Origin of the sequence: Micromonospora vulcania (assembly GCF_042658605.1) — a bacterium.
Classification (GTDB): domain Bacteria; phylum Actinomycetota; class Actinomycetes; order Mycobacteriales; family Micromonosporaceae; genus Micromonospora; species Micromonospora vulcania.
Genome location: NZ_JBHSQS010000004.1, coordinates 180,131 through 194,047, shown reverse-complemented (window position 1 = coordinate 194,047; position 13,917 = coordinate 180,131). Strand labels below are relative to the sequence as shown.

General features: G+C 73.3%; 13 protein-coding genes and 2 tRNA genes. 6 read left to right on the top strand and 9 right to left on the bottom strand.

Going from position 1 to position 13,917, the window contains the following annotated elements; translation table 11 throughout:
- Positions 1–55: 55 nt before the first annotated feature.
- The 4 genes from ACFQGL_RS07860 to ACFQGL_RS07845 all read right to left on the bottom strand — a co-directional run bounded on the left by ACFQGL_RS07860 (position 56) and on the right by ACFQGL_RS07845 (position 3,003).
- Positions 56–1,057 carry a YihY/virulence factor BrkB family protein gene (locus tag ACFQGL_RS07860; RefSeq protein WP_377507657.1) on the bottom strand — a complete coding sequence of 334 codons (1,002 nt, stop codon included), beginning with the start codon at positions 1,055–1,057 and terminating at the stop codon, positions 56–58.
- Positions 1,050–2,054, bottom strand: a complete 1,005-nt coding sequence (locus ACFQGL_RS07855; RefSeq protein ID WP_377507654.1) for a diacylglycerol/lipid kinase family protein — start codon at positions 2,052–2,054, stop codon at positions 1,050–1,052. Before ACFQGL_RS07855 ends, ACFQGL_RS07860 begins: the two co-directional genes overlap by 8 nt.
- A 134-nt stretch (positions 2,055–2,188) precedes the next feature.
- A complete protein-coding gene (locus tag ACFQGL_RS07850) occupies positions 2,189–2,767 on the bottom strand; it encodes a Clp protease N-terminal domain-containing protein (protein WP_377508367.1) in 579 nt (192 codons plus the stop codon).
- Positions 2,767–3,003, bottom strand: coding sequence for a helix-turn-helix domain-containing protein (locus tag ACFQGL_RS07845; protein ID WP_151488855.1), 237 nt, complete (start codon positions 3,001–3,003; stop codon positions 2,767–2,769). The genes ACFQGL_RS07850 and ACFQGL_RS07845 overlap by 1 nt, the downstream gene beginning before the upstream one ends.
- 174 nt (positions 3,004–3,177) lie before the next feature.
- On the opposite strand from ACFQGL_RS07845, the gene ACFQGL_RS07840 reads away from it, so the two are divergent.
- The 5 genes from ACFQGL_RS07840 to ACFQGL_RS07820 all read left to right on the top strand — a co-directional run bounded on the left by ACFQGL_RS07840 (position 3,178) and on the right by ACFQGL_RS07820 (position 9,916).
- On the top strand, positions 3,178–4,038 hold the full coding sequence (locus ACFQGL_RS07840; RefSeq protein ID WP_377507650.1) for a universal stress protein: 861 nt from the start codon (positions 3,178–3,180) through the stop codon (positions 4,036–4,038).
- A gap of 68 nt (positions 4,039–4,106) precedes the next feature.
- Positions 4,107–6,500: a phosphoketolase family protein gene (locus ACFQGL_RS07835; RefSeq protein ID WP_377507647.1), complete on the top strand. Its 2,394-nt coding sequence runs from the start codon at positions 4,107–4,109 to the stop codon at positions 6,498–6,500.
- Positions 6,501–6,510: 10 nt separating this feature from the next.
- Positions 6,511–7,356 carry a universal stress protein gene (locus ACFQGL_RS07830; protein ID WP_377507644.1) on the top strand — a complete coding sequence of 282 codons (846 nt, stop codon included), beginning with the start codon at positions 6,511–6,513 and terminating at the stop codon, positions 7,354–7,356.
- Between the two features lie 57 nt (positions 7,357–7,413).
- Positions 7,414–8,142 (top strand): nitroreductase family protein, encoded by a 729-nt coding sequence (locus ACFQGL_RS07825; RefSeq protein ID WP_377507641.1) that lies wholly within the window; start codon positions 7,414–7,416, stop codon positions 8,140–8,142.
- 97 nt (positions 8,143–8,239) lie between these two features.
- The gene (locus tag ACFQGL_RS07820; RefSeq protein WP_377508364.1) at positions 8,240–9,916 is read left to right on the top strand and encodes a sensor histidine kinase; all 1,677 of its coding nucleotides are present in this window, start codon (positions 8,240–8,242) and stop codon (positions 9,914–9,916) included.
- A gap of 10 nt (positions 9,917–9,926) precedes the next feature.
- Here ACFQGL_RS07820 and ACFQGL_RS07815 read toward each other — a convergent pair whose 3' ends face one another.
- Positions 9,927–10,565 (bottom strand): response regulator, encoded by a 639-nt coding sequence (locus ACFQGL_RS07815; RefSeq protein WP_089017008.1) that lies wholly within the window; start codon positions 10,563–10,565, stop codon positions 9,927–9,929.
- Positions 10,566–10,759: 194 nt separating this feature from the next.
- On the opposite strand from ACFQGL_RS07815, the gene ACFQGL_RS07810 reads away from it, so the two are divergent.
- Positions 10,760–11,734, top strand: coding sequence for an Acg family FMN-binding oxidoreductase (locus ACFQGL_RS07810; RefSeq protein ID WP_377507637.1), 975 nt, complete (start codon positions 10,760–10,762; stop codon positions 11,732–11,734).
- Between the two features lie 12 nt (positions 11,735–11,746).
- On the opposite strand, the gene ACFQGL_RS07805 is transcribed toward ACFQGL_RS07810, so the two are convergent.
- From ACFQGL_RS07805 to ACFQGL_RS07790, 4 genes are all read right to left on the bottom strand, one after another.
- Positions 11,747–12,757: an NAD-dependent epimerase/dehydratase family protein gene (locus tag ACFQGL_RS07805; RefSeq protein ID WP_377507634.1), complete on the bottom strand. Its 1,011-nt coding sequence runs from the start codon at positions 12,755–12,757 to the stop codon at positions 11,747–11,749.
- An 86-nt stretch (positions 12,758–12,843) separates the two neighbouring features.
- Positions 12,844–13,494 carry a TOPRIM nucleotidyl transferase/hydrolase domain-containing protein gene (locus tag ACFQGL_RS07800; protein WP_377507631.1) on the bottom strand — a complete coding sequence of 217 codons (651 nt, stop codon included), beginning with the start codon at positions 13,492–13,494 and terminating at the stop codon, positions 12,844–12,846.
- A 121-nt stretch (positions 13,495–13,615) separates the two neighbouring features.
- A tRNA-Val gene (locus ACFQGL_RS07795) sits at positions 13,616–13,690 on the bottom strand.
- 47 nt (positions 13,691–13,737) lie between these two features.
- Positions 13,738–13,810, bottom strand: a tRNA-Gly gene (locus ACFQGL_RS07790).
- Positions 13,811–13,917 lie beyond the last annotated feature (107 nt).

Below are 13,917 nucleotides of genomic sequence, written 5' to 3'. Positions count from 1 at the left end.
AGGCGCAATACCCGATCCTCGCCGCGGCTACACGCGGACACCGGGCGGCGCAGGGCTACAACGCGCTCATGTCCCCGGTGTCGTAGAGCCCTTCGCGGTCGGCCTCGGGCTCCCACAGGTCCGGTTGGGCCGGCTCCCGTACGCCGATGCGCAGCGCCTCCAGCTGGGCGGCGAAGGCCAGCCCACCGAAGAGGGCCACACCGGTGAGGTTGGCCCAGAGCAGCAGCGCCATCATCCCGGTCAACGCGCCGTAGGTCTGCCCGAAGCCCTCGCTGAACCGCACGTACGCGGCGAGTAGCAGGCTGGCCAGCCACCAGAGCGCGGTGGCGATGCCGGCGCCGAAGAACAGCCAGGACAGGCCCGGCTGTCTGCGGCGCGGCGCGTGCCGGAACAGCACCGCCACGGCGAGCACGGTCAGACCGAGGCTCAGCGGGAAGCGGACCACGGTCCAGATGCCGTTGGCGATCGCACCCCACTCGTAGTGCTGCCGTACCGAGTCGCCCATCGCGCCGCCGCCGACCAGGATCAGGAAGCCGGCCAGCGCGGGCAGGCCGGCGGTGACGGCCAGCACGGCGGCGCGCAGGTATTTCCATAAGGCCGGGCGGTCCCGCTCCACGCCGTAGATCCGGTTGGCGCCGCGCTCGATCTGGGCCATCGTGGTGGTCAGCGCGACAAGCCCGGTGAGCAGACCGAGGGTGAGTGCCAACTCGCCGGCGTCCTCGACGCGGTCGCCCTCGCCGAGCAGTTCGGCCACCATCTGCTCGCTCTGGCCCGGAGTGAGCGCCAGTACGGTGTCGGCGACCACCCGGCCGCCCTCCTCGACGCCCAGCTCGCTGATCAGACCGGTGAGGGCGATCAGGAACGGCACCACGGCGAGGCAGAGTTGCAGCGCGAAGGCCCGGGCGTGGCTGAACCCGTCGCCGTAACGGAACCGGATGAAGGCGTCCCGCAGCAGGTGCCAGCCCCACTGGCGGCGCAGGGTGTGCCAGGCGTCGTCGGCGGAGAGCTCCTCGTCGGTCATCAGCCGGGTCTCCGGCACCATCCGGGTGCTACTCACGGCGCGCCTCCTCGACCAGCCGCTCGCCCCGCTCTCCGGCGCTTTGGGCATCGACGGACAGGTCGGGGGCGTCCTCGGGCTGTGGCACGCAGAGCCAGAGCGCCTTGGGCCGGACCACCGCCCGCAGGTGCCGGGCCGGGGAGATCAGGTCGCCGTCCAGCTCCCGGGGCTGGGCCCGGTTGCTGGTGACCACGACGCGTCGGCCCCGGAACACCTCCATCTGCGGCACCTGGCCGTTGCGGCGGATCACCGCCCAACCGAGCGCGAGCCAGTGCCGCAGGTTACGCGGGGTGAGCACGGCGACGTCGAGCCAGCCGTCGTCCGGCTCGGCCTCGGTGAGCAGGCGCATCCCGCCTTGGAGTCGGCCCACGTTGGCGACGAGGACCGTACGGGCCCGGCGGCGGATCGGTGGGCGGTCGTCGACGCGGATCTGCACCCGCATCGGCCGGTCCCGCAGGTGTCGGGCGGCCCCCACGACGTACGCCGGCCAGCCGATCCGGGCCTTGGTGGTCTCGGAGGTGGCGGCGAGCATCTGGGCGTCGAAGCCCATGCCGGCCATCACGGTGAAGTACCGGTCCTCCACGGCGCCGACGTCCAGCAGCCGCCGCCCCCGCTCGACGGCGACCTGCAGCCCCGCGGCCAGGTCGGTGGAGAGACCCAGGTTGGCGGCGAGCAGGTTGCCGGTGCCCTGGGGCAGCACCGCCAGCGCAACGTCGGTGCCGACCAGGGCGCTGACGCAGGACATCACGGTGCCGTCGCCGCCACAGGCGAAGACCAGGTCGACGCCGGCCTTGACGGCCCGCTCGGTCTGGCCGCGGCCCGGGTCGTCGACGGTGGTCTCGAACCACTGCGGCTCGGGCCAACCGGCGACGGCCAGGGCGTCGTTGACGGTGCGGCGCAGCTCGTCGAGATCGGCGACCTTCACCGGGTTGACCACCACGGCGGAGCGCAGCCCGCCGTCGCCGCCCGAGGGCCGCCTGTCCTGTCCAGCATCCACGGCGTCAGTGTGCAGCACCGGGGCGGCTTCAGCGAGCCCACGACGGGCCGGCGTCGGAAGTGCCACAGACAGGTTTCAACACGACAACCGCCGATGAGCCGGGAGCACCGCCCGGCGGCGCTCCCGGCCCAACCTCAGGCTGCCGCCCGCAGCGCGGTCTCCACCCGGCGGCGCAGATCGTCGAGATCGACGCCGGCCTCGGTGAGCACCAGCGCGCCCAGCCCCTGGCCCTCCCGGAGCACCCCGAGCAGGATGTGCTCGGTGCCGATGTGCCGGTGGTGCAGTCGCAGCGCCTCCCGCAGCGACAACTCCAGCGCCTTCTTCGACCGGGGCGAGAACGGCCCACCCAGGATCCGTCGGCGTCCCCAGCGGCGGCGCGGCGCCGGCACGGCCTCCCGCAGCGCGTCCGGGCCGAAGGACTCCTCGATCCGGGCGACGATCGCGGCCAGGTCGATGCCGATCTCCCGCAGCGCCGCCGCGTCCGCGTCGCCGAGGCCGACGCCGCCGCTGGCGGTGTGGCGTCGGACCCGCTCCCGCAGGTCGTCGGCTCGTACCCCGGCGTCGGCCAGCACCCGGCTGGCCAGACCCGCCTCGTCGGCCGTCAGCGCGAGCAGCAGGTGCTCGGTGCCGACCGGTCGCTGGCCCTCGGATCGCGCCTCCTCGACCGCCCGCCGGACGACGCCCCGGGCCCGGTCGGTGAATCGTTCGAACATCACGCCTCCCAGGATGAATTGACCGCCGGCCGCCCGGCGTGCTTCTTGTGCACCGCCTGCCGACTGACTTCGAGCACGTCGGCGATCTCCTGCCAGGACCAGCCCTGTCGACGGGCGTTGTCCACCTGGACCACCTCGAGCCGCTCGAGCAGCCGGCGCAGGGCGCGGACGGCGCGCAGCCCGACCCGGGGGTCGGTGCTGCCGGCTGCCGCCGCGAGTTCCGTTGCCTGACTCATGCCGTCAACATACGTTGACAGCGCAACTCCTGTCAACCTTCGTTGACGAGCGAATCGGCGGCGACGACCAGCTCACGGTGCTGGCCGATCCGACCCGCCGCCGCAACCACCCGACTACCCTCGGTCAGGGACAGCGCGGTCGTGCCGGGCGCGACGCCCGGGAGGTGATGTCGGATGGCCGCATCCACCGATGCAGCGGTGCTGGTCGCCCTCGGCTCGGACGGCGACCTCACGGTTCTCCGGCTGGCCGCACAGGAAGCCGCCGGCCACGGCCGGCCACTGCACGTGCTGCACACCTTCGACTGGCACGCGGCCTTCACCGCGGAGACCGTCGCCGCGCCGCGCGACCAGGCCGAGAACCTGATCACCCGGGCCGCCCAACTGGCCCACGAGATCGAGTCGGGGCTGACCATACGCGGCGAGATCGTCGAGAGCGCCACGCTGCCCACCCTGATCCGCCGTTCCGAGACGGCCTTCCTGCTCGCGGTCGGCGACAGTGGGATGGCCGGCAGCGGCGAGTGCGTCCCGGCCGAGACGATCGCCGTGCAGCTCGCCGGTCGGGCCGGCTGCCCACTGCTGGTGGTCCGCCGTGAGCCGCCGCCGAGCGGCCCGGTGCTCGTCGGGGTGGACTGCTCGCCCAGCTCGGAGCTCGCCCTGGAGTGGGCCTTCGAGTGCGCCGCCCGGCGCTGCGCCCCGCTGCTGGCGCTGCGGGTGGCCGAACCCGACGAGGACACCGACGTGGTCACCGACCAGCTCGCCGAGATGCTGGCCCGGCACACCGCCCGCCGGACGGACGTGCCCACCGAGCGCCGCGTCCTGCGCGGCGACCCCGGCGAGATGCTGGTCGACGCGTCCCGCTCGGCACAGGTGGCGCTGGTCGCCGCCCGTGGCGACGAACCGGGGCGCGGAATGCTGGGCTCGGTCGCCCAGTCCATGCTCTACCACTCCCCGGCCCCGGTGATCGTCGTCCGTGGGCTCGCCGAGGCGCCGCTGACCGGGCCGGACGCCCGCCCGAGGCGGGACCAACGGCCCTGACCCGGGGGCGTCGACGCGACGAGGCTGGACACCGGACGCCCCATCCAACCCGCGAGAGGCTGAGCATCATGGACACCGCGCTCGACCCGCGCCGCGCCCTCACCGACGACGAGCTGCGCCGGCTGGACGCCTACTGGCGAGCCGCAAACTATCTCACCGTCGGGCAGATCTACCTGATGGGCAACCCGCTGCTGCGCGAGCCGCTGACCCCGGACGACATCAAGCCCCGGCTGCTCGGCCACTGGGGCACCAGCCCCGGGCTCAACCTGATCTACGCCCACCTCAACCGGACGATCGTCGCCCGTGACCTGAACGCCATGCTGATCACCGGTCCGGGGCACGGCGGGCCGGCCATCGTGGCCAACACCTGGCTGGAGGGCAGCTGGGAGGAGCGCTATCACAACGTGTCCCGCGACGAGGCCGGCATGGCACGGCTGTTCCGGCAGTTCTCCTTCCCCGGCGGCATCCCCAGCCACGTCGCGGCGGAGGTGCCGGGTTCGATCCACGAGGGCGGCGAACTGGGGTACGCGTTGAGCCACGCCTACGGCGCGGCCTTCGACCACCCGGACCTCCTGGTTGCCTGCGTGATCGGCGACGGCGAGGCGGAGACCGGGCCGCTGGCCGGCAGCTGGCTCTCCAACGTCTTTCTCAACCCGGCCCGCGACGGCGCGGTGCTGCCCATCCTGCACCTCAACGGCTACAAGATCGCCAACCCGACGGTGTTGGCCCGGATCCCCGAGACGGACCTGCTCGAAATCCTGCACGGCTCGGGCTACCAGCCGTACGTGGTGGCCGGCGACGACCCGGCCCAGGTGCACCGGACGCTCGCCGCGACGCTGGACCGGGCCCTGGACGAGATCGCCGCGATCCAGCGCCGCGCCCGCTCCGGCGGCACCATCGAGCGTCCCCGCTGGCCGATGATCGTTCTGCGTACGCCGAAGGGCTGGACCGGCCCGCGCGAGGTCGACGGCACGCCGGTGGAGGGCACCTACCGGGCCCACCAGGTGCCGCTGTCGCAGGTACGCGACAACCCGGCGCACCTGGCCGAGTTGGAGCGCTGGCTGCGCAGCTACCGGCCGGAGGAGTTGTTCGACGCGACCGGCGCGCCGGTCGAGGAGTTGCGGACGTTGCCGCCACGCGGCGACCGACGGATGAGCGCCAACCCGGTCACCAACGGCGGATTGGTGCTACGCGACCTGAACCTGCCCGACTTCCGGACGTACGGCGTGGCGGTCCCCTCGCCCGGCGAGCCGATGGCCGGTGCGACCGGGGTGCTCGGGCCGTGGATCCGGGACGTGATCGCCGCCAACCCGGAGACGTTCCGGCTGTTCGGCCCGGACGAGGTCGCCTCCAACCGGCTCGGCGCCGCCTTCGAGGTGACCGACCGGGCGTGGGTTGCCGCCACGGTGCCCGGCGACGACCACCTCTCCCCGGACGGGCGGGTGCTGGAGGTGCTCTCCGAGCACCTGTGCCAGGGCTGGTTGGAGGGCTACCTGCTGACCGGTCGGCACGGGGTGTTCACCAGCTACGAGGCCTTCATCCACATCGTCGACTCGATGGTCAACCAGCACGCCAAGTGGCTGAAGGTGACCCGGGCCATCCCCTGGCGACAGCCGCTCGCCTCGCTGAACTACCTGCTCTCCAGCCACGTCTGGCGGCAGGACCACAACGGCTTCTCCCACCAGGACCCGGGCTTCATCGACCACGTGGTCAACAAGAAGGCCGAGGTGGTCCGGGTCTATCTGCCGCCGGACGCCAACACCCTGCTCGCCACGATGGACCACTGCCTGCGCAGCCGGCACTACATCAACGTGGTGGTGGCCGGGAAGCAGGCGGCACCGAACTGGCTGACGATGACCGAGGCGATCCAGCACACCCGACGTGGCCTGGGCATCTGGGAGTGGGCCAGCAGCGACGGCGGCAGCGAGCCGGACGTGGTCCTGGCCTGCTGCGGGGACGTGCCCACGCTGGAGACGCTGGCCGCCGCCGACCTGCTGCGCCAGCACCTGCCGGAGTTGAGGGTGCGGCTGGTCAACGTGGTGGACCTGATGCGGCTCCAGCCCGCCACCGAGCATCCGCACGGTCTGCCGGACAACGAGTTCGACACCATCTTCACCGCGGATCGGCCGGTCGTGTTCGCGTACCACGGCTACCCGTGGCTGATCCACCGACTCACCTACCGCCGCGCCAACCACGACAACCTGCACGTGCGCGGCTACAAGGAGGAGGGCACCACCACCACACCGTTCGACATGGTGATGCTCAACGACCTGGACCGCTTCCACCTGGTCATCGACGTCATCGACCGGGTTCCCGGGTTGGCCGCGCGCGCCGCGCACCTGCGCCAGCAGATGGTCGACGCCCGGCAGTCGGCCCGGGACTACACCCGCCGGTACGGCGAGGACGACCCGCAGGTGGCCGAGTGGCGCTGGGTCCGCGAGACCGCCCCGACGAACCCCTGAGGAGGACGACGTGCGTGACGCGGAAATCCTGGTCGGCTACGACGGCTCCACCGACGCCAGCGTGGCACTGAACTGGGCGTTGGACGAGGCCGGGCACAGCGGCCAGCCGGTACGGCTGTCGTACGTCTTCGAATGGCTGACCGTGGCCGGCTGGGTCGGTCCGGGCCTGGCGCCCGGCGTCTGGCCGGACGACACCGCCCGCCGGCAGGTGGACGACCTGGTCCGCCAGGCTGCGGCGGACGCCGCCGCCGCGCATCCCGGGGTGACCGTCACCGGAGAGGTGTACGACGGCCCACCCGCCCTGGTGCTGCAGGAACGCTCGGCCGAGGCCGGGCTGCTGGTGCTCGGCAGCCGGGGTCACGGCGGATTCGGCGGGCTGCTGGCCGGGTCGACGGCGGTGGCGGTCGCCGCGCACGCGCACTGCCCCGTCGTGGTGGTCCGGGACGGTTCCGGCAGCGCGCCGACCGGACCGGTCGCGGTCGGTGTGGACGGCTCGGAGCCGTCGCTGGTGGCGCTCGGCTTCGCGGCCGAACGGGCGGCCCAGCGGCGGGTGCCGCTACGCGTCCTGCGGGCCTGGACCGCCGGCCCGGGCGGGGCGGCCGGGGTGCCGGACGAGCGGGCGGCGGTGGAGCAGACGTTGGAGCCGTGGCGACGCACTTACCCCGAGCTGGCCATCACCGTGGACCTGGTCCCGGGCAGCCCGGCGGCCATGCTGATCGAGGCGAGCCGCGACGCGCAGCTGGTGGTGGCCGGCAGCCGGGGCCGGGGCGGGCTGGCCGGGATGCTGCTCGGCTCGGTCAGCCAGCAGCTCATCCAGCACGCCCACTGCCCGGCCGCGGTGGTCCGGGAACGCTGACCCGCGCGGAGCAGGACGACCGTGCGACACGATGGCAGAGACGGAGAGGTCGTGACCATGAGTCAGCAGAGCCAGCTGACCACCGCGCTGGCGGAGGCCGCCGTGACCGCCGGCCACGCCCCGTCGGTGCACAACACCCAGCAGGTTCGGCACACCGACCGGCGACCGGTCAGCGACGAGCCGGTGCCGCCGAGCGCGATCGAGGAGATCACCCGGGCGGTCACCACCGAGGGCGGTCGGCTGCAGATCCTCGACCGTGACCAGGTGCTGGAGCTGGCCGCCACGGCCGGGCACGCCGACACGGTCGAGGCCGAGGATCCGGAGCTGCGCGCCGAGCTGGCGTACTGGACCAGCCGGGCCGGCGAGGGCACCGGCCTACCGGCCGAGGTACTGCCCGCGCAGCCCGCACAGACCACCGTGCCGGGCCGCGACTTCGGCCGCCCCGGAAGCCTGCCGGTGGGCCCCGGCCACGACCGCATGGCGGTGTACGCGATGCTGCACGGCGACGAGGACGAACGGGACAGCTGGCTGCGCGCCGGCGAAGCGCTCTCCGCCGGTTGGCTGACCGCCACCCGACTCGGCGTGTCGGTGGTGCCGCTCAGCGCGGTGGTGGAGGTGGAGGGCACCCGGCAGACCCTGCGTCAGCTGCTCGCCGGGCTCGGCTTCCCGTACCTCGTGCTGCGGTTGGGGATCGCGGACCCGGCGCACGCCGGTCCGCCGCACACCCCACGGTTGTCCGCCGCCCAGGTGGTCGACACCTCCGCGGTCGGCGGCCGGCAGGGTTGAGCGGTCGGGTGCCGAGGCGCACCGGCGTTACCATCGCGCGGTGACCAGCAGCGTCCCGCAGCCCCGCCAGGAATCACCGGTGACCCCGTCGCTCGGGTTGAGCCCGCTGTCCCGGGTCCGCCTCGACGAACTGCTCCAGGAGATGCTGGTCCGGGTCGGCGAGGTGGTCACCAACCGGGAGCGGCTGCGCGCGCTGCTCGACGCGGTGGTCGGCATCGGCACCAACCTGGATCTGCGCAGCACCCTGCAACGCATCGTGCAGTCGGCCTGCGAGCTGGTCGGCGCCCAGTACGGCGCGTTGGGCGTGGTCGGCCCGGACCGGCTGCTGCACGACTTCATCGTGCACGGCATCTCCCCCGAGCTGCACGCCCAGATCGGCGACCTGCCGCACGGGCGGGGCGTGCTCGGCCTGCTCATCGACGACCCCGAGCCGCTGCGGATGCCGGACATCACCCAGCACCCCCGCTCGTACGGCTTCCCGGCCAACCATCCGCCGATGCACAGCTTCCTCGGCGTGCCGGTACGGATCCGGGAGCAGGTGTTCGGCAACCTCTACCTGGCCGAGAAGCAGGGTGGCGCGCAGTTCACCGAGGACGACGAGGAGATCGTCGTGGCGCTCGCCGCCGCCGCCGGCGTGGCCATCGAGAACGCCCGCCTGTACGCCCTGGCGCACCGCCGGGAACGCTGGCTGGCCGCGACCGCGGAGATCACCACGGTGCTGCTCGGCGAGGTACGCCGCACCGACGCGCTGGCGTTGGTCGCCCGCCGAGCCCGGGAGGTCGCCGAGGCCGAACTGGCGCTGGTGCTGCTCTACGACGCCGACACCGCACAGTTCACCGTGGAGGTGGTCGACGGCGCCGACGAGCAGGCCCGGGCACTGGTCGGCACGGTCCTGCCGGCCGCCGAGACCAGCTTCGGCGCGGCGGTGGGCAAGGGCCGGCACGACCAGGTGGACAACCTGGCGCACGCCGCGCCGTGGCCGGCACTGCTGCACACCGGGCCGGCGGTGATCTCGCCACTGGCCACCGCCGAGACGCTGCACGGCGTCCTGGTCGTGGCACACCGTCCGGAGCGCGGCGGTGGCACCAGCGACGAGGACGTGGCACTGCTCGGCAGCTTCGCCGGGCAGGCCGCACTGGCCATGGAGCGGGCCCGCGGCCAGGAGGAGCGGGAACTGCTGGTCGTCCTGGAGGACCGTGAGCGGATCGCCCGCGACCTGCACGACGTGGTGATCCAGCGGCTCTTCGCCACCGGCCTGCAACTACAGAGCGCCGCGCCGATGATGACCCGTCCCGAGGTGGCCAAGCGGATCAACGCGGCCGTGGACGACCTGGACGCCACCATCCGGGACATCCGACGGACCATCTTCGAGCTGCGTACGCCGATGACCGCGGCGCTGCGTACCGAGATCCGTGAGGCGATCGAGGTGGCCGCCGGGTCGCTGGGCCATCGGCCGAGCCTGGAGCTGCACGGGCCGGTGGACAGCGCCGTCCCGGACGCGGTCCGCCCGGACCTCACCGCCGTGCTGCGCGAGGCGCTGTCCAACGCGGTACGCCACGCGCAGGCCACCCACGTCGACGTCACCGTGCGCGTGGACGCCGGTCAGGTCACCGTCACGGTCACCGACGACGGCGTCGGCTGCGACCCGGCCGACGCCCGGGGCGGCCTGGTCAACCTGCGTGAACGCGCCGAACGGCACGGCGGGACGTTCGCGATCCGCCCGGTCGAGCCGCACGGCACCGAGCTGTCCTGGTCCGTGCCGCTACGGGACTGACCGGCGCGGCTCAGGAGGTCTTGCCGAGCAGCCGGGTCGCCAGGACGGCGGCCTGGGTACGCCGTTCCAGGCCGAGCTTGGCCAGCACGCTGGAGACGTAGTTCTTCACGGTCTTCTCGGCCAGGAACATCTTTCCGGCGATCTCCCGGTTGGTCAGCCCCTCCGCCACGTACTCCAGGATCCGCCGCTCCTGCTCGGTCAGGGACTTCAACTCGCGTGGCTGCTCGACGCCGTTGCGGATGCGTTCCAGCACCCGGGTCGTGATCGCGGGGTCGAGAAGCGACTGCCCGGCGGCCACCCGGCGGACCGCGTCGACCAGGTCGGTGCCGCGAATCTGCTTGAGCACGTACCCGGCGGCACCCGCCATGATCGCCGCGAACAGCGCCTCGTCGTCCTCGTACGAGGTGAGGATCAGGCCCTTGATGGACGAGTCGACGGCGCGTACGTCGCGGCACACGTCGATGCCGTTGCCGTCGGGCAGCCGCGCGTCGAGGATCGCCACGTCGGGCCGCAACGCCGGAATGCGGCGGGCCGCCTCCAGCGCCGAGCCGGACTCGCCGACCACCTCGATGTCGCCGCTGCTCTGCAACAGGTCGGCCAGGCCACGGCGGACGACCTCATGGTCGTCGAGGAGGAACACCCGGATCATTCCTCGTTTCTACCCGGTCCCCCCGCACCACGCACGGGCCGAAGGTCCCGACCCGCCAGCGGCGCGGCCGGAGGCGGGTGGGGGGCGGTCGGACCCGCCGAGACGGGACATAAGGCCCTGCCCGGCACCCACCCGGCGGGCGGACGGTAGCGGTACGGCGGCCGTCGCCGGCCACCCGGGAAGGGGCGTTCACCATGGACATCGGCTACACCGCGACCGACCTGCGAGCTGCCGCCGTCGACGCGGTCCGGGCGCCCTCCCTGCACAACACCCAGCCGTGGCGGTTCCGGCTGCGCGACGGCGGGATCGAGGTGCTGGCCGATCCGGACCGCCGACTGCCGGCGACCGATCCGAGCGGGTGGGGCGTCCGGATGGCGTGCGGGGCGGCACTGTTCAACCTGCGGACCGCGCTGGCCGTGGCCGGACGACCGGCCTCCGTGCGGCTACGCCCCGACCCGGCCGAGCCGGACCTGCTGGCCCGGCTGCTGCCGGACGTCCAGCGCCGGCCCTCCCCCGCCGAGCAGAGCCTGTACGCCGCCATCCCCCGCCGGTTCAGCAACCGGATGCCGTTCTGGCCGGACCCGGTGCCGGCCGACGCCCGGTGGCGGCTCGGCGAGGCGGCCCGCGCCGAGCAGTGCTGGCTGGAGCTGATGATCGGCGTGAGTGCGGTCGCCGCACTCGGCGAGATCGCGCGCAGCGCGCACCGGGTGCTGGAGCGGGATCCCGCCTACCGGTCGGAACGTGAGCGGTGGCTGCGCCAGGAGTCCGCTCCGGACGGCGTACCCGCCTCGGCCGGCGGCCCGCGGAGCGAGCCGCAGGACGTGCTGCCGACCCGCGGGTTCGGCGGACGCGACCGGGCGCCGGGGCGGGACTTCGAGCCCGAGCCGCTGGTGGCGGTGCTCGGGTCGGTGGGCAACACGGCCGTGGACCAGGTGGTCGCCGGACAGGCCCTGCAACGGGTGCTGCTCACCGCCACCGACGCGGGGCTCGCCGCGTCGCTGCTCTCCCAACCGATCGAGGTGCCCAGCGCGCGGCAGCAGCTCCGGCTGTCGCTGGGCCGGTTCGGCACACCGCAGATGGTGCTCCGGATCGGGCACGGCCAGCCGGGCCGACCGACCCCGCGCCGCACCGTCGACGACGTGCTGGACCTGCCGGTGCCCCGCCCCTGAGCGCGCGAGAGTTCAGCTCGCCGCCGACGGGGTGGCCGCGAGCACCGCCGCCTCCCGATCCGGGTCCAGCCCGAACGGCCCGCGGTGCACCCGCCCGGCGCGCGGCGGTACGGTGCCGACCTCGCGCAGCCACCGCCAGGTGTCCTCGACCGTCTCGGCCATCGGCCGGCAGGTCAGCCCCGCGGCGAAGGCGCGCGTCACGTCCCGCTCCAGCAACCCCCGGTACGGGTGGCCGAGCGGCAGCCAGATCGGCAGGTCGTTCCACGGTTCCACACCGGCGTCGAGAATCGCCGCCGGCTCGGTCCAGCGCAGCCGGGCATCGGCGCCGGTGGTGGCCACGCACGCGCTGAGCAGCGCACCCATCGTGGTCGCACCGGGCCGACCGACCGTGTTGAACGTGCCGCCCAACCCCCGTGCGCCCGCGTCCAGCATCCAGATCGCCAGGTCCCGGGCGTCGATGTACTGCAACGGCAGGTCGGTCGGGGCGGGGGCGAGCACGTCGCCGCCGCGCTCGATCCGCCGCAGCCACCAGGGCAGCCGGCCGACGTCCTCGCCCGGGCCGAGGATCAGGCCGGCGCGGGCGATCAGCGCCCGGTCACCGAACACCTCCCGTACGGCACGCTCTGCCCCGGCCTTGAGCTGCGGGTAGTCGCCGTCGACGGCGTCCGGGTCGGCGTCCGCGACCGGGGAGTCCTCGTCGAGGTTGGGATCGGCCTGATTGGTGTAGACCGACCCGCTGGACACGTAGACGTAGTGCCCGACGGTGTCGACCAGGGCGCGGGCGGCGTCCCGGGCGGCGCGTGGCGCGGCGTCCCAGGTGTCGACCACCACGTCCCACTCGCCGCCGGCCAGCTCGGCCAGGCCGCCGGGCGCGGTGCGATCACCCCGCAACCGGTGTACGCCGGGCGGCGTCGCCCCGTGCAGCCCGCGGTTGAACACGGTCACCGACCAGCCCCGGTGGACCGCCTCGGCGACCGCCGCCCCGCCCACGAAACCCGTCCCGCCCAGCACCAGCAGTCTCATGCACGCCAGCGTGCCGGGTCGCGACGGCGAGCGGCACCCATGTTCACCGGTAGCGGATCTGCCCACGGCAGAACCGCGGGCCGACCTCAGGCCAGGAGCTTTTCCAACGGTCGTGGGACGCGGGCCGGGTCGAGGGCGCGGACGAGCGCACCGGCGTACCGGATCTTGCGGCCCTTGATCGTGCCCAGGAAGCGGCGCAGTTGCCGATCGACGGGCCGCTCGCGCTGGGCCGGCTGGTTCTGAAAGACCCGGAACCTGGCCAGGTCCTGTTCGGACGCGAGAACCCGCTCGACGCCCGCGGTGCCGAGTGCGCGGATCAGCTCGTCCTCCAGATCAGCGACGCACACGTGGAAGCCGAGCGCCTCCATCGTGGACCGGTTCAGCCCAGCACCGAAGCCGGCCTGCTCCAACCCGCGCCGGAACCAGCCCTCCTCGGCCTCGTCGCAGAGCCCCCGTACGGTCAAATCGAGCCCCTGCACGCCGAAGAGCCGCAGAAACCGACCAACGCTCATCGCCCCGCCCATCGGCAGGACACACATGCCCTCGCCGGCCAGATCACGGTTACGCCGCGCGGCCAGTGCCTCCACCGCGCGCCGGTCGCTGACCCCCTCGACGAGTACGACCGTCGTCAGTCCCCCGCCGGCCAGCTCGCGGGCCACCACGGCGGCGGCCGGAGCGTCGGGGCCACCGGCCGCCCAGGTGCCGACGGCGGCTCGGAAGCGGTCCAGGTCTGGCACGGGTCAGAGTTTCGCAATGCTCGACCGGGATCGCCATCGGATTGTCGGCGCCACCGCGTCCACTACGGAAAACGGCTCGTCACCGAAGGTCCGGTAACGAGCCGTGCACTGCGTACAGAGCTGGTGGGCGATACTGGGTTTGAACCAGTGACCTCTTCCGTGTCAAGGAAGCGCGCTCCCACTGCGCCAATCGCCCGTGGTGACCGCCCGCGAGGGCGGCCAGGCCCCGAGGGGCGGATCGCGAGCGGACGACGGGATTCGAACCCGCGACCCTCACCTTGGCAAGGTGATGCGCTACCAGCTGCGCTACGTCCGCACGTCGCCGGCGTGCGCCGGCAACGGGGGAAACTGTACCCGACGCCAAGATCGCCTGGCGCGGCACCCTCGGACCGGTGGCGGTTGCGCTGCTGGACGACGGGGTAA

Bases quoted from the DNA above. Each gene is read 5' to 3' on its own strand.
- ACFQGL_RS07835 (WP_377507647.1), top strand. From the start codon at position 4,107: ATGGACACCGCGCTCGACCCGCGCCGCGCCCTCACCGACGACGAGCTG.
- ACFQGL_RS07805 (WP_377507634.1), bottom strand. From the start codon at position 12,757: ATGAGACTGCTGGTGCTGGGCGGGACGGGTTTCGTGGGCGGGGCGGCG.
- ACFQGL_RS07840 (WP_377507650.1), top strand. From the start codon at position 3,178: ATGGCCGCATCCACCGATGCAGCGGTGCTGGTCGCCCTCGGCTCGGAC.
- ACFQGL_RS07845 (WP_151488855.1), bottom strand. From the start codon at position 3,003: ATGAGTCAGGCAACGGAACTCGCGGCGGCAGCCGGCAGCACCGACCCC.
- ACFQGL_RS07825 (WP_377507641.1), top strand. From the start codon at position 7,414: ATGAGTCAGCAGAGCCAGCTGACCACCGCGCTGGCGGAGGCCGCCGTG.
- ACFQGL_RS07850 (WP_377508367.1), bottom strand. From the start codon at position 2,767: ATGTTCGAACGATTCACCGACCGGGCCCGGGGCGTCGTCCGGCGGGCG.
- ACFQGL_RS07815 (WP_089017008.1), bottom strand. From the start codon at position 10,565: ATGATCCGGGTGTTCCTCCTCGACGACCATGAGGTCGTCCGCCGTGGC.
- ACFQGL_RS07810 (WP_377507637.1), top strand. From the start codon at position 10,760: ATGGACATCGGCTACACCGCGACCGACCTGCGAGCTGCCGCCGTCGAC.